At 65.1% G+C, this 12,431-nt stretch carries 16 protein-coding genes; 8 read left to right on the forward strand and 8 right to left on the reverse strand.

Going from position 1 to position 12,431, the window contains the following annotated elements; translation table 11 throughout:
- Positions 1-42: 42 nt before the first annotated feature.
- Genes J1C52_RS11165 through dusB form a run of 3 tightly spaced genes read right to left on the reverse strand, consistent with a single transcriptional unit; the run spans position 43 to position 3,526 of the window.
- Positions 43-1,437, reverse strand: a complete 1,395-nt coding sequence (locus tag J1C52_RS11165; protein WP_227428023.1) for a response regulator — start codon at positions 1,435-1,437, stop codon at positions 43-45.
- The gene (locus J1C52_RS11170) at positions 1,437-2,543 is read right to left on the reverse strand and encodes a two-component system sensor histidine kinase NtrB (RefSeq protein ID WP_227428024.1); all 1,107 of its coding nucleotides are present in this window, start codon (positions 2,541-2,543) and stop codon (positions 1,437-1,439) included. Before J1C52_RS11170 ends, J1C52_RS11165 begins: the two co-directional genes overlap by 1 nt.
- Entirely contained in the window at positions 2,540-3,526 is a 987-nt protein-coding gene (gene dusB / locus J1C52_RS11175; RefSeq protein WP_227428025.1) for a tRNA dihydrouridine synthase DusB, read from the reverse strand. The genes J1C52_RS11170 and dusB overlap by 4 nt, the downstream gene beginning before the upstream one ends.
- 193 nt (positions 3,527-3,719) lie before the next feature.
- Here dusB and J1C52_RS11180 point away from each other — a divergent pair, with 193 nt between their 5' ends.
- From J1C52_RS11180 to J1C52_RS11190, 3 genes are read left to right on the forward strand one after another with little or no spacing between them, the layout of a single operon-like run.
- The gene (locus J1C52_RS11180) at positions 3,720-4,871 is read left to right on the forward strand and encodes a bifunctional 2-C-methyl-D-erythritol 4-phosphate cytidylyltransferase/2-C-methyl-D-erythritol 2,4-cyclodiphosphate synthase (RefSeq protein WP_227428026.1); all 1,152 of its coding nucleotides are present in this window, start codon (positions 3,720-3,722) and stop codon (positions 4,869-4,871) included.
- Positions 4,872-4,917: 46 nt separating this feature from the next.
- Positions 4,918-5,415 (forward strand): phosphatidylglycerophosphatase A, encoded by a 498-nt coding sequence (locus tag J1C52_RS11185; protein WP_227428027.1) that lies wholly within the window; start codon positions 4,918-4,920, stop codon positions 5,413-5,415.
- Positions 5,412-5,879 (forward strand): CinA family protein, encoded by a 468-nt coding sequence (locus J1C52_RS11190; RefSeq protein WP_227428028.1) that lies wholly within the window; start codon positions 5,412-5,414, stop codon positions 5,877-5,879. The genes J1C52_RS11185 and J1C52_RS11190 overlap by 4 nt, the downstream gene beginning before the upstream one ends.
- On the opposite strand, the gene J1C52_RS11195 is transcribed toward J1C52_RS11190, so the two are convergent.
- Positions 5,876-6,322, reverse strand: coding sequence for a type II toxin-antitoxin system RatA family toxin (locus J1C52_RS11195; RefSeq protein ID WP_227428029.1), 447 nt, complete (start codon positions 6,320-6,322; stop codon positions 5,876-5,878). The genes J1C52_RS11190 and J1C52_RS11195 overlap by 4 nt on opposite strands.
- Before the next feature lie 67 nt (positions 6,323-6,389).
- On the opposite strand from J1C52_RS11195, the gene hpt reads away from it, so the two are divergent.
- The 4 genes from hpt to J1C52_RS11215 all read left to right on the forward strand — a co-directional run bounded on the left by hpt (position 6,390) and on the right by J1C52_RS11215 (position 9,687).
- Positions 6,390-6,929, forward strand: a complete 540-nt coding sequence (gene hpt, locus J1C52_RS11200) for a hypoxanthine phosphoribosyltransferase (RefSeq protein ID WP_227428030.1) — start codon at positions 6,390-6,392, stop codon at positions 6,927-6,929.
- Positions 6,930-7,011: 82 nt separating this feature from the next.
- The gene (locus J1C52_RS11205; protein ID WP_227428031.1) at positions 7,012-7,467 is read left to right on the forward strand and encodes a c-type cytochrome; all 456 of its coding nucleotides are present in this window, start codon (positions 7,012-7,014) and stop codon (positions 7,465-7,467) included.
- 75 nt (positions 7,468-7,542) lie between these two features.
- Entirely contained in the window at positions 7,543-8,427 is an 885-nt protein-coding gene (locus tag J1C52_RS11210; RefSeq protein WP_227428032.1) for a c-type cytochrome, read from the forward strand.
- 171 nt (positions 8,428-8,598) lie between these two features.
- On the forward strand, positions 8,599-9,687 hold the full coding sequence (locus J1C52_RS11215) for an AI-2E family transporter (protein ID WP_227428115.1): 1,089 nt from the start codon (positions 8,599-8,601) through the stop codon (positions 9,685-9,687).
- 2 nt (positions 9,688-9,689) lie between these two features.
- On the opposite strand, the gene J1C52_RS11220 is transcribed toward J1C52_RS11215, so the two are convergent.
- The 4 genes from J1C52_RS11220 to ppk2 all read right to left on the reverse strand — a co-directional run bounded on the left by J1C52_RS11220 (position 9,690) and on the right by ppk2 (position 11,344).
- The gene (locus J1C52_RS11220; RefSeq protein ID WP_227428033.1) at positions 9,690-9,911 is read right to left on the reverse strand and encodes a ribbon-helix-helix domain-containing protein; all 222 of its coding nucleotides are present in this window, start codon (positions 9,909-9,911) and stop codon (positions 9,690-9,692) included.
- Positions 9,911-10,087: a DUF4169 family protein gene (locus J1C52_RS11225; protein WP_227428034.1), complete on the reverse strand. Its 177-nt coding sequence runs from the start codon at positions 10,085-10,087 to the stop codon at positions 9,911-9,913. Before J1C52_RS11225 ends, J1C52_RS11220 begins: the two co-directional genes overlap by 1 nt.
- A gap of 9 nt (positions 10,088-10,096) precedes the next feature.
- Positions 10,097-10,414, reverse strand: a complete 318-nt coding sequence (locus tag J1C52_RS11230) for a DUF6525 family protein (protein WP_227428035.1) — start codon at positions 10,412-10,414, stop codon at positions 10,097-10,099.
- Positions 10,415-10,492: 78 nt separating this feature from the next.
- On the reverse strand, positions 10,493-11,344 hold the full coding sequence (ppk2, locus tag J1C52_RS11235) for a polyphosphate kinase 2 (RefSeq protein WP_227428116.1): 852 nt from the start codon (positions 11,342-11,344) through the stop codon (positions 10,493-10,495).
- 214 nt (positions 11,345-11,558) lie between these two features.
- On the opposite strand from ppk2, the gene J1C52_RS11240 reads away from it, so the two are divergent.
- The gene (locus J1C52_RS11240) at positions 11,559-12,404 is read left to right on the forward strand and encodes an SDR family oxidoreductase (RefSeq protein WP_227428036.1); all 846 of its coding nucleotides are present in this window, start codon (positions 11,559-11,561) and stop codon (positions 12,402-12,404) included.
- The last annotated feature ends 27 nt before the right edge of the window (positions 12,405-12,431 follow it).

Consider the following 12,431-nt stretch of genomic DNA (forward strand, 5'->3'; position numbering starts at 1 on the left):
GTGCCACAGGGCATGTGGCATTTCTACATCAAAATCGCCCGATCAGGCCAGCTTGCGGCGCCGAGAGACCTCGATATCCAACTCGGTGATCTTCTTGCGCAGGGTGTTGCGGTTGATGCCCAGAAGCTCTGCACAGCGGGCCTGGTTGCCCCCGGTCGCATCCAGCGCGATCTCGATCAGCGGTATCTCTATTTCGCGCAGGATGCGGGCATATAGCCCCGGCTGCGGCAGATCCTGCCCGTGCAGGTCGAAATAGCGGCGCAAGTGCCGCGCCGTGGACTCGGACAGCGATTCGCCGCCCATGTCTTCGCCGAAAGACACGGCAGAGGGCTGGCTTTTCAGCGCCATTTCCATCTCTGCGCGGGCGATGATCTGGTCCTGCCCTGTCAGCGTCAGGCGGCGCAGCGTGTTTTGCAACTGGCGCACATTGCCGGGCCATGAATAGCCGCGCACCAGTTCCAGCGCCTCTGGCGACAATTCGCGCGAGGTGGCACCATCATCGGCGGCCTGCGACAGGAAATGCCGTGCCAAGGGTTCCAGATCGTCGATCCGCTCGCGCAGGGCGGGCACGGACAGTGTGACGCCGCTGAGCCGATAATACAGGTCTTCGCGCAGGCTGCCTTCGCCCATGGATTGCGCGAGGTTGGTCTGCGCGGTGGCCATGATGCGCGGGCCGTCATCGGGCAGGCTGTCTAGCAGGCGGGCCACGCGAAGCTGCGCATCGGCGTCGTAAGAGGCCAGCTCATCCAGCAAGAGAGAGCCCGAGCGCACCCGCGACACCAGCGCTTGCGCGGCATCGGGGCTGCGGAAATCTTCCGCCGTGGCAGAGATGAAGGGCTGGCCGCGCCGGTCCGACAGATCGTGCAAGGTGCGCGCGATCAGCGATTTCCCGGTGCCGGATTCGCCGGTTATCAGCACCGGCATGGTCGAATTCATCACCCGCGCGATCAGGCGATACAGTTCCTGCATGACCGGCGTGCGCCCGACCAGCGGCAGCCCTTCCATGCTGGACATGTCGCCTCGCGGCGCGGGTTTGGGCGCGGCATCCGCCTGCGCCGAGGCGGCGACCAGCTTGCGGTTCTTCATCGCCGTGCCCGCGCGTTTCAGAAGGTCCGGCAGGTCGAAGGGTTTGGGCAGGTAATCATGCGCATCGACCTCGTTGGCCTGAATGGCCGTCATGATCGTGTTCTGCGCCGAGATCACGATCACCGGCAGATCGGGCCGTTCCTGGCTGATCTTGGGGATCATCTCTATCCCGTTGCCATCGGGCATCATCACATCGGTGATGACCAGATCGCCCCGCCCTTCCTCGACCCAGCGCATCAGCGTGGTCAGGCTGGAGGTGGCATGCACCTTGCAGCCCGCCCGTGTCAGCGCTTGGGTCAGCACCGTGCGGATGGTGCGATCGTCATCGGCAACCAGAACCGTGCCATCCATCAGGAAAGCTCCTCTGTTAGATCGTCGCGGTCCCTCGATTCTGGGGCGCGCGGAAGGGAAACACGAAACACTGTCTGTCCGGGGCGGCTGTCGACCGACACCCAGCCATCATGCGCGGCAATGATCTTGGACACCAGCGCCAGCCCCAGCCCGGTGCCATTCTCGCGGCCCGACACGAAGGGGTCAAAGACCTCGGCGGCGATGGCGGGCGGCAGACCGGGGCCATCGTCGATGATCTCGACATGGATGGGCAGCGCGATGTCAGAGCCGTCGGCGGCGCGCACGCGCAGCGAATGCTCGAAAAAGGTGCGAATGCGGATCGTGCCGCCATTGGGCTGCGCTTGGCCTGCGTTTTTCAGCAAGTTCAGGAAGACCTGCAACAACTGGTCGCCATCGGCCCAAACGGGGGGCAAGGACGGGTCATAGGCATCCTCTATGCGCATATGCGCGGCAAAGCCCACTTCGGCAGAGCGACGCGCGCGTTCGAGGATGTCGTGAATATTGATCGGCCGGCAGGAAGGCGGGCGCTGGTTGCCGAATTGCTCGACCTGGTCCAGCAGGTTCACGATGCGCTGGGTTTCGGCCACGATCAGGTCGGTCAACTCGCGGTCGCGCGGCTCCAGCCCCATGGAAAGAAGCTGCGCCGCACCGGTAATCCCCGCCAGCGGGTTCTTGATTTCATGCGCCAGCATTTGCGACATGCCGATCGCCGAGCGCGCGGCATGGCGAATGCCGTCGGCCTGCCCCAGCTTGCCCGCGATCTCGCGCGGGGTGACAAGCATCAGGACCAGTTCGGGCCGGTCCACCAGCGGCGCAAGCTGGATAGAGCAGATCACCGGCTTGCGGGTGCCGATGACCACGGCGGCATCGTTGATGAAGACCGCCGCGCGGTTGCTGCGGCACCGCTCCAGCGCGCGGTCAATCTCGGCATCCACCTGCATGAGCTGGCCCAGCGAGCGGCCCAACACCGCGCGGCGCGACAGGCTGAGGAACTGCTCTGCCGCCGGGTTGCAATCGGCCACGCATTCCATTTCGTCGACATGGCCCACCATGAAGGCCGGTGCGGGCAAGGCGGCCCAGATGGACCCGGTGGCGGGCGGCGTCATGCGGCCACCTCTTGCACCGGGGTCAGCAGATCGGGCAGCAGTGCCAAGACGCGCGCCGGGTCTGTCGCGGTCAGCGCGGCACGGCGCGCGCCCGCGCAGCCGCAAGCGGCATCTGCATACCAGCCCAGATGCTTGCGCGCGACCCGCAGGCCCAGATCGCGGCCATAAAAGGCCAGTATCGCCTCGTAATGGCCGGCCACCAGATCGACCAGCGCGGCCCCTTCCGGGGCTTGCGGCACGGGGCGGCCCGCCAGATCGGCGGCGATCTGCGCCAGAAGCCATGGACGGCCCTGCGCCCCGCGCCCCACCATCACGCCCGCCGCACCCGATTGCGCCAGCGCCTGACGCGCGCGCAGGGGCGAAGTGATGTCGCCATTGGCAATAACCGGCACATCGACCGCGCGCACCACCGGCGCAATCGCCGCCCAATCGGCTTGGCCCTTGTAGAACTGGCAGCGCGTGCGCCCGTGGATCGTGACCATCCGCACGCCCGCATCGGCCGCGCGGCGCGCAAGCTGGGGCGCGTTCAGGCAATCCTCATCCCAGCCCAGCCGGGTTTTCAGCGTAACGGGCAGGTCCACCGCGCCCACCACCGCGTCAATCAGCGACAGCGCATGATCCAGATCGCGCATCAGCGCCGACCCCGACAGCCCACCCACGACCTTCTTCGCGGGACAACCCATGTTGATGTCGATGATCCGCGCGCCCTGATCGGCCACCATGCGCGCGGCTTCCGCCATCCACCACGCATCGCGCCCGGCCAGTTGCACGGCGGTTCCGCCATCGGTCAGGTCCAGTTCCGCTTTGGCGCGGGTCGAGGGGCGCGCGCGGACCATATCCTCGCTTGCGACCATTTCCGACACCACCAGCGACGCCCCGAACCCGGCCACGACCCGCCGGAACGGCAGGTCCGTGATCCCGGCCATTGGGGCCAGAATCACCGGCAGATCCGGGTCGGTGGGCAGGTCGGAAAACAGGGTCATGTCAGGTGGCAGCCGCGATTGTTCATCTGTGCAGGGATAGCCAGAAGCAGGCAGCATGGCAAACGCAACCAAGGGTTTCTTGGCGCTTATTTCATCATGTGCTTAATTATTAAGCGGCGCACGCGCGGCTTCGCGCGCATTGTCAGCACCGCGCGCCCCGTGCATATAGAAGGCGCATAACAAGGCGAGAGTGATGACCGAAAGCACCGCTGCCATTATCGTTGCCGCAGGGCGCGGCACGCGTGCAGGCGAAGGCTTGCCAAAGCAATGGCGGCCCCTGACCGGGCGCCCGGTGCTGGCCTGGACACTCGATGCCTTGCGCGCGGGCGGGCTGTCGCGGCTGGTCCTTGTGCTTCACCCCGACGATATGGACCGCGCGACCACGCTCGACCTGCACGGCGTCACGCTCGTGGCGGGCGGGGCCACGCGGACGGCGTCTGTGCGCGCAGCACTCGACGCCTTGGCGGACGATCCGCCCGCGCGGGTGCTGATCCATGACGGCGCGCGGCCTTTCGTGTCCGCCCGGATCATCGCCGATGTGCAAAAAGCGCTAAATGACGGCCCCGCCGCCGCCCCTGCCCTTGCGGTGGTCGATGCGCTTTGGCGTGGCGATGCGGGGCTGGTGGGCGACGCGGTGGCGCGTGACGGGCTTTACCGCGCGCAAACCCCGCAGGGCTTTCACTTCGCGCCGCTTCATGCCGCACACAAGGCATGGCCGGGCGACGCGCCCGATGACGTCGAAATCGCCCGCGCCTACGGCTTGCCCGTGGCCTTGGTGCCCGGCAGCGACGCGAATTTCAAACTGACCTACCCGCCCGATTTCGACCGGGCAGAGGCGATCTTGCAAGCAAGGACACCCCAGATGACCGATATTCGGCTAGGCAATGGCTATGACGTGCACCGCTTCGGCCCAGGCGATGGCTGCTGGCTGTGCGGCATAAAGGTGCCGCATGGGCGCGGGCTTCAGGGCCATTCCGACGCCGATGTGGGGATGCACGCCTTGACGGATGCGATCTATGGTGCCTTGGCCGAAGGCGATATTGGCCGCCATTTCCCACCTTCCGACCCGCAATGGAAAGGCGCGGAAAGCCATATCTTCCTGCGCCACGCGATCGAACTCGCGCGCGCGCGCGGCTACCAGCTTGGCAATTGCGACGTGACGCTGGTGTGCGAGCACCCCAAGATCGGCCCCCATGCGACTGCGATGCAGGCAGAGCTTGCGCGCATCATGGGGGTCGAGCCCGGGCGCGTGAGCGTGAAGGCCACCACATCCGAGCGTCTGGGCTTCACGGGCCGCGAGGAAGGCATCGCGGCGCTGGCCACGGCCTGCCTGATCGCGGGATGATGCGGCGGATTTTGAGTATTTTTGGCAAGATGAAGAGAGATTGCGCATGAGCATGACCAGCATGATCGCGACCTTTGGCGGCGTGGGCTACCTGCGCCCCGCGCCCGGCACATGGGGGTCACTGGCCGCCCTGCCCGCGGCTTGGGCCTTGCATGTGCTTGGCGGGTTCTGGCTGCTTTTGGCAGCAACGCTCGTGGCCTTCGCCCTTGGCTGGTGGGCCACCATTGCCGAGACGCGCGAGACCCCCGACGCCGACCCGTCAGAGATCGTCATAGACGAGGTTGTGGGCATGTGGATCGCGCTTTGGCCCGTCTCCTTGGGCGCGATGATGCAGGGCGTGCCGGTGACGGCGCTCTGGCCCGGTTGGGTCACGGCTTTCGTGGCCTTTCGCGCGTTTGACATCTGGAAGCCCGGCCCGGTGGGGCTGGCCGACCGGATGCACACGCCCTTGGGCGTGATGCTGGACGATGTGATCGCGGGCGCGCTCGCCACGCTGGTGGTGGCCGTGGCCGCCGTGGTCAGCCACGGGCTGATGGGCGCATGAGCGCGCGCGCGGTGCTGAATGCGGCGCGAGTGCAAGGCGTTATGCTGGCCGCCGCCGAAAGCTGCACCGGCGGGCTGATAATGGCCGCTCTCACCGCCGTGCCCGGCTCGTCCGACGTGGTGGACCGGGGTTTTGTCACCTATTCCAACGCCGCCAAGCGCGACATGCTGGGCGTGCGGCAAGCCACGCTCGACGCGCATGGCGCGGTCTCTGAACAGGTGGCGCATGAAATGGCGGCGGGTGCCTTGGCACGGTCGCAGGCCCAAATCGCGGTCGCGGTCACTGGTATCGCTGGCCCCGGCGGGTCAGAGCACAAGCCAGAAGGCCGCGTCTGCTTCGGGCTGGCCGATGCGCAAGCGGTCGTCACCGAAACGGTTGAATTCGGCGCGATCGGGCGTGACGCGGTGCGCGCGGCGACGGTCGAGCACGCGCTGGCCATGGTGCTGGCGCGGCTGCAAGCCTAACCGTAAAGCGCTTTTGCCCGAGCCTCGAACGCGCCCACGACACGGCGCATGGCTTGGTCAAAGACAACCCCGATAATCTTTTGTAGCATCGGGCTGCGAAACTCGAAATCGACGTGGAAATCGACGATGCAGCCGCCGCCCTCGGCATCCTTCACCGTCCAGCGCGAGACCATGTGCTTGAACGGCCCGTCCAGATAGGCCGTGTCGATCACGCCATCCTCGGGGAACAGCCGCACGCGGCTGCCGAAGCGTTCGCGAAAGACCTTGAACGAGATGACCAGATCGGCCTCCATCTCTTCCCCGCCTTCGATGGGTTTGCGCGAACGGATGCGCGCGGCGGCGGTCCATGGCAGGAATTCAGGATAGCGCGCGACATCCGCCACCAGATCGTAAATCTGACGCGCCGTATAGGGCATGTGGCGATGTTCGGTATGGGTTGGCATTCACGATCCGGGCTTTTGTCTGGGGGGGACATGTCTTAGACTTGGCCCGAAAAATCAAGGGGCCGAGATGTCGCAAAAACCCTACGAAATCGACCAGATGATAAGCGCCAAGCAAATCGCCGCACGGGTGGAAGAGCTGGCAGAGGAAATCACCCGTGAATTCGCCGCCACCGAAAAGCTGGTCGTGGTGGGTCTGCTGCGCGGGTCTTTCATCTTCATCGCCGATCTGGTGCGCGAGATCGACCTGCCCGTGGAGGTCGATTTCCTCGAGGCGTCGAGCTACGGCGACAGCACCCAATCCTCGCGCGAGGTGCGGATCCTGAAGGATCTGTCGGGCAAGATCGAAGGGCGTGACGTGCTGGTGGTGGAAGACATCGTCGATACGGGCTTTACCCTGCACCACGTGCTTCAGATGCTTCTGGCACGCAACCCCGCCCGGCTGGAGGTCTGCGCGCTGCTGGACAAGCCGTCGCGCCGCGAGGTCGATATTCGTGCCCGCTGGACCGGGTTCGAGATACCGGACGAATTCGTCGTGGGCTACGGGATCGACTATGCCCAACGAAACCGCAATTTGCCCTATATCGGCAAGGTTCGCTTCCTTGATTAGGCCGTTCACGCGCGCGTGTGTTTGAAACCTCACGAAGCTGCGCTACGCTTTAGGCCACAAACAACACTCGAGGAGCGACAGGATGGCATTCTTCAAGGTAATTTCCGGCGCGGCACTGGCCGTGGCATTGGCAGCACCGGCGCTGGCGCAGGACATGAACGCAGTTCAGGCGCGTCAAGGTCAGTTCAAGCTCTATGGCCACAACCTTGCCGTTTTGGGTGGCATGGCGCAGGGCCGGATGGACTATGACGCTGAGATGGCGCAGACCGCTGCCGACAACATGTTCCACCTGACCCGTCACGACCAGTCGCGCCTGTGGCCCGAAGGCACCGATTCGTCGGCGATCATGGAAACCCGCGCCAAGGCCGAGATCTGGGAAAACCTTGACGATTTCACCGCCAAATTCGTGGCGCTTCAGGAAGCGACCGCCGCCCTGCAAGGCGTGGCCGGCAACGGTCTGGACGCGCTGCGCCCCGCCGTGGGCGCGATGGGCGCAACTTGCGGTGCTTGCCACGAAGTTTACCGCGAAGAAAGCTGAGTTGACGCTTTCGCGAAGCACATGACAGGCCGCCCCTAGCTGGGGCGGCCTGTTCCAAAAAGGAAAGGCACGGATATGAACCGCATCGGGGCGCTGCTTTTGGGGCTTGGGACGGCGGCGGTGGCGGTGGGATGGTATATCACCCAGCCTGTTGGCCTGCCCGAAACCGTGTCTGAGCGCCTGACGGGCGACGCGCTGGCGGGCGAACGGATCTTTCTGGCGGGCGGTTGCGCGTCGTGCCATATGGGCACAGAGGATGACGCGGACCCCAAGCTGCTGCGCGGCGGTGCAGAGTTCGTGACCCAGTTCGGCACGTTCTACGCCCCCAATATCAGCCCCGACCCGGAGCACGGCATCGGCGGCTGGACGCAAGCGCAGTTCATGGATGCGGTCATGCGCGGCGTCTCGCCCGAGGGGCAGCATTATTACCCGGCCTTTCCCTACACATCCTATGCCAAGGCCGACCCGCAGGATATTGCCGATCTTTACGCCTATATGCAGACGCTGCCCGCCGATGCGACGCCCTCGCGCGCGCATGATCTGGGCTTTCCCTTCAACATCCGCCGCAGCCTTGGCGTGTGGAAAGCGCTTTACATGGACCGCGACTGGGTCGTGACCGGCGATCTGACTGCGCAGGAAAGCGAAGGGCGCTATCTGGCAGAGGCGCTGGCGCATTGCGCCGAATGCCACACGCCGCGCGACGCCTTGGGGGGGCTCGACACCGGCGCGTGGCTGACGGGCGCGCCCAACCCCTCTGGCAGCGGCCGCATCCCGGCCATCGCGGGCGACGAATTCACGTGGACCGCCTTCGACATCAGCGCCTATCTGGAAACCGGCTTTACCCCGTCCTTCGACGTGGCGGGCGGGTCCATGGCCAAGGTCATCGCCAATCTGGGCCAGCTGGAGAAATCCGAGCTGGACGCGATTGCCGCCTATATCTTGCGCGCGGGACAGCGCTGATGCGCCGCGCGCGCGCTTTGCGCCATCACGCCTTGCCGAGCGCGGCTTTCCCTCGCATACTTGGGCGCAACGCAGCACAGCCCCTGGATCATGTCGGACAATTCTAAATCTGTCACCCCGCTGGCCGCACGGCTCAGTTTTGGCGAAAAGTTCCGCCTGCAAACATGGCTGATGGGCATCATCGCCTTCGCGGTGGTGCTGTTTCTGCTGGTGCAGGCCAAGTTCATCCTGATCTCGCTCGCGATTGCCATCATCCTGTTCTCGCTGACATCGGACGCGATCAATTCCATCCAAAGCATGAAGATCGGCAATCTGCGGGTCACGAACTGGGTGGCCTCGGTGCTGGCGGTGGTGCTGATCGCCTCGGGGCTGCTGACGCTGGTGGGGCTGGTGATTTCGCAGATCAACACGGTGCTGACCACCACGCGGGCCTATACAGAGGACGCACAACGCGCCATCGCGCGCATGTTCGCCTGGATGGGGGAAGATGTCGAAGCCTCGGTTCTGGCCACGGTGCGCTCCATCGAGGTGTCGGGCTATCTGCGCTCTGCGGCTGGGCAAGCGGGGTCGCTCTTGTCTCAGGTGGTGCTGATTATCCTGTTTGTGGGCTTTTTGTTTGCCGAGCGCGTCTGGTTCGGCACCAAGCTGGAAAAGCTGATGGGCGATCATGCGCAGGCCACGCGCGTGAGCGCGATCATCGGGTCGATCATCCGGCGGGTGAACCGCTACCTGCTGGTGAAAACCCTGATTTCCGCCGTGACCGGCGCGCTGATCTTCCTGCTTCTGAGCGTGTTCAACCTGCAATTCGCGCTGGCCATGGCGCTTTTGACCTTCGTGTTGAACTTCATCCCCTCTGTCGGGTCGATCATCGCCACGCTGGTGGTCACGCTGGTGGCCTATATCCAGGTGGCGGAACCCTCGACCGCGATCCTGATCTTCGTCATCGCGGGCATGATCCAGTTCCTGTTGGGCAATGTCATCGACCCCATGCTGATGGGCAAGACGCTGCGGTTGTCGTCCTTCGGGATCATCATCTCGCTCGCGTTCTGGGGCGCGGTCTGGGGCATTCCGGGCATGTTCCTTGCGGTGCCCTTCATGGTCGCGGTGATGATCGTGTGCTCGCATATTCCCGCCGCGCGACCGGTGGCGGTGCTGTTGTCGCGCGAAGGGCTGCCGGAAGAGGAATTCCCCCTGCCCCCCGCCCAGCCCGCGACCGAAGCCGAAGAGCGCCAATACGCAAAAGCGATCGGCGCGGAATAACCCTAGCCGCCCGCGCGCTTGAGCGCGTCCTCCAACACGTATAGCCGGATGGCAGAGGCCAGCCCCGTATCCCCGCGCGCGGCGTCGATCCGGGCGGCAAGTTCATTCAGCGCCATGCCCTCGCGCTCTGCCAGCGCGCGAAAGGCGCGCCAGAATTCGGCTTCCAGCGACACCGATGTGCGATGCCCCCGCAGCGTCAGCGAATGTTTGACAGGGCGCGGCATCAGCTTTCGCGCTTATGCGCATCCAGATGCGCGCGGGCCTTCTCGGCGGCGGCTTTCTGGGCATCGCGTTCGGCGCGGGTGCGGCCATGGCGCGCGGCAGTCTCGTCGCCCGCACGGCGTTTGGCGTCGCGGGCGGCTTGCTTGCGGATCGTGCGCAGATTGACAACCTTGCTCATGCGCGCAGGTTAGCCGCGCCCTGCCCTGTCGGCAATCGTCATTTCGGGCGCATTGGCCGCCGGATGTGCAGCCCCCCAAACCGCGGCGGCATCCTTTGCCACAAGGCGCGCTTCAACCGCATCAAGCTGCGCCAAGGCGCGCTGCGGGTCGCCGGTGCGAGAGACAGCGCGCGCATAGACGCGCGCAACAGAGCCGGGCCGCCACGGCAGCGCCGCCCGCGCCAACCATGCGCGCAATTCGGGCGGCAGGCGGTCATACTCCTGCATCGGGTTGCGCCTGCGGGTCTTCACGCGCAGGCTGGTTGTGCCACGGTTGGAGCGGGCCATGCGATCCTTGCGGGTTGAAACCATCCCGCAATGTTACGCTATACTATAACCAACCGCAACCCGCCCCGCTGCACCACCCTAGCCGCCCATGACATGCCCAAGCTCTGCGCCCGACAGCACCATGTGGCGCGCACGTCCCACGATCAGCGGATCGGGCTTGCGCGCGATCTCGGGGTCTTTGTCGGGGTAATCCAGCGTCGAGAGGACATGCTTCATGCATTCCAGCCGCGCGCGCTTCTTGTCCTTCGACTTGACCACCGTCCAAGGCGCATCGGCGGTGTCGGTGTAGAAGAACATCGCTTCCTTGGCCTGCGTATACTCGTCCCATTTCCCAAGGCTCGCCTTGTCGATGGGCGACAGTTTCCAGCGTTTCAGCGGGTCGGTTTCGCGCGCCTTGAAGCGGCGGCGCTGCTCGTCCGGGGTGACAGAGAACCAGAACTTGAACAGTCGAATGCCAGAGCGGACCAGCATACGCTCGAATTCCGGCGCCTGACGCATGAATTCCAGGTATTCGCTGGGCGTGCAAAAGCCCATCACCCGCTCGACCCCCGCGCGGTTATACCAAGAGCGGTCATAGAACACCATTTCGCCACTGGTCGGCAGATGTTCGACATAGCGCTGGAAATACCACTGGCCGAGCTCTTTCTCGGACGGTTTGTTGAGTGCCACGACGCGGGCGAAACGCGGGTTCAGATGCTCGTTGAACCGCTTGATCGTGCCGCCCTTGCCAGCGGCGTCGCGCCCCTCGAACAGGAAAACGAAGCGCTCGCCCGTCTCTATCGCCCATTTCTGCACCTTCAGAAGCTCGGCTTGCAGGCGGGCTTTCTCGGCCTCGTAGGGGGCGCGGGCCATCTTGTAGCGATACGGGTAGCGGTCGGATTCGAAGAATTGCCGGATCTCGTCCTGCGTCAGCGTGTCGGGATCGGGCATCCAGGCATATTTCGCGGGCGCGGTTTTCAGGCGGACGGGTTCGACCGGCTCGATCGGGGTGCCTTCTGGCAAAACGGTGGCGGCGACATCTTCCATGGGCAAGCGTCCTGTCTGATTTCCTGAATGCGCCATTCTACCCCGCGCTGCAAAACCTGTCCTTGACATGCCTCAATCCGGGCTTGCCTTGGGCGGCTCCGCGCCCGATATCTTGGCCATGACGAAAACGCTTCTTTCCCTTGGCCATGGCTATAGCGCGCAGTCGCTGGCAGAGCGGTTGCTGCCGCTGGGCTGGCATATCATCGGAACCACGCGCAGCCCCGAGCGCGCAACCGCGCTGGAGCGCGCAGGCATTGAGCCGCTGCTCTGGCCCGCGACCACGCTGCCGCTGGAGCGGGTGACACATGTGCTAAGCTCCGTCGCGCCAGAGGATGGCGACGACCCGGTGCTGGCCGCCCATGGCCCGCAAATCGCGCGCGCCACGCATCTGGAATGGACCGGCTACCTTTCGACCACCGGGGTTTACGGCGACCATGGCGGCGCATGGGTGGATGAGGACACGGCCCTCACCCCCGGCACGGCGCGCGGCCGCGCCCGCGTCGCGGCAGAGGCCGCATGGCAAGCCACCGCGCCCACGCGGCTGCATATCTTGCGGCTGGCGGGCATTTATGGCCCCGGTCGCAGCCCGTTCGAGCGTCTGCGCGACGGCAGCGCGCAGCGTATCGTCAAACCCGGACAGGTGTTTTCGCGCATTCACCGCGACGACATCGGCGGCGCGCTTCACGCGGCGATCCAGTCGGACCAAGGCACGGCCATCTACAACCTGTGCGATGACGACCCCGCCCCGCCGCAAGACGTGATCGCCTATGCGGCAGAGCTGTTGGGCATGACCCCGCCCCCGGAAATCGCGTTCGAGGCAGCGGATTTGTCGCCCATGGCGCGCAGCTTCTATTCCGAAAGCAAACGTGTGCGCAATGACCGCATCAAGCGCGACCTACGCTGGCAGCCGCTTTATCCCGACTACCGCAGCGGGTTGCGCGCGGTGCTGGCGGCGGAAGGGTAATTGCATCTGTCGCCGCGCGGCGCTAAG

The organism is Roseibaca sp. Y0-43, assembly GCF_020667835.1.
Taxonomy (GTDB): Bacteria; Pseudomonadota; Alphaproteobacteria; order Rhodobacterales; family Rhodobacteraceae; genus Roseinatronobacter.

Bases quoted from the DNA above. Each gene is read 5' to 3' on its own strand.
- dusB (WP_227428025.1), bottom strand. From the start codon at position 3,526: ATGACCCTGTTTTCCGACCTGCCCACCGACCCGGATCTGCCGGTGATT.
- J1C52_RS11180 (WP_227428026.1), top strand. From the start codon at position 3,720: ATGACCGAAAGCACCGCTGCCATTATCGTTGCCGCAGGGCGCGGCACG.
- J1C52_RS11210 (WP_227428032.1), top strand. From the start codon at position 7,543: ATGAACCGCATCGGGGCGCTGCTTTTGGGGCTTGGGACGGCGGCGGTG.
- J1C52_RS11220 (WP_227428033.1), bottom strand. From the start codon at position 9,911: ATGCCGCGCCCTGTCAAACATTCGCTGACGCTGCGGGGGCATCGCACA.
- J1C52_RS11205 (WP_227428031.1), top strand. From the start codon at position 7,012: ATGGCATTCTTCAAGGTAATTTCCGGCGCGGCACTGGCCGTGGCATTG.
- J1C52_RS11185 (WP_227428027.1), top strand. From the start codon at position 4,918: ATGAGCATGACCAGCATGATCGCGACCTTTGGCGGCGTGGGCTACCTG.
- hpt (WP_227428030.1), top strand. From the start codon at position 6,390: ATGTCGCAAAAACCCTACGAAATCGACCAGATGATAAGCGCCAAGCAA.
- J1C52_RS11190 (WP_227428028.1), top strand. From the start codon at position 5,412: ATGAGCGCGCGCGCGGTGCTGAATGCGGCGCGAGTGCAAGGCGTTATG.
- J1C52_RS11240 (WP_227428036.1), top strand. From the start codon at position 11,559: ATGACGAAAACGCTTCTTTCCCTTGGCCATGGCTATAGCGCGCAGTCG.
- J1C52_RS11195 (WP_227428029.1), bottom strand. From the start codon at position 6,322: ATGCCAACCCATACCGAACATCGCCACATGCCCTATACGGCGCGTCAG.
- ppk2 (WP_227428116.1), bottom strand. From the start codon at position 11,344: ATGCCCGATCCCGACACGCTGACGCAGGACGAGATCCGGCAATTCTTC.
- J1C52_RS11230 (WP_227428035.1), bottom strand. From the start codon at position 10,414: ATGGCCCGCTCCAACCGTGGCACAACCAGCCTGCGCGTGAAGACCCGC.
- J1C52_RS11225 (WP_227428034.1), bottom strand. From the start codon at position 10,087: ATGAGCAAGGTTGTCAATCTGCGCACGATCCGCAAGCAAGCCGCCCGC.
- J1C52_RS11165 (WP_227428023.1), bottom strand. From the start codon at position 1,437: ATGGATGGCACGGTTCTGGTTGCCGATGACGATCGCACCATCCGCACG.
- J1C52_RS11170 (WP_227428024.1), bottom strand. From the start codon at position 2,543: ATGACGCCGCCCGCCACCGGGTCCATCTGGGCCGCCTTGCCCGCACCG.
- J1C52_RS11215 (WP_227428115.1), top strand. From the start codon at position 8,599: ATGGGCATCATCGCCTTCGCGGTGGTGCTGTTTCTGCTGGTGCAGGCC.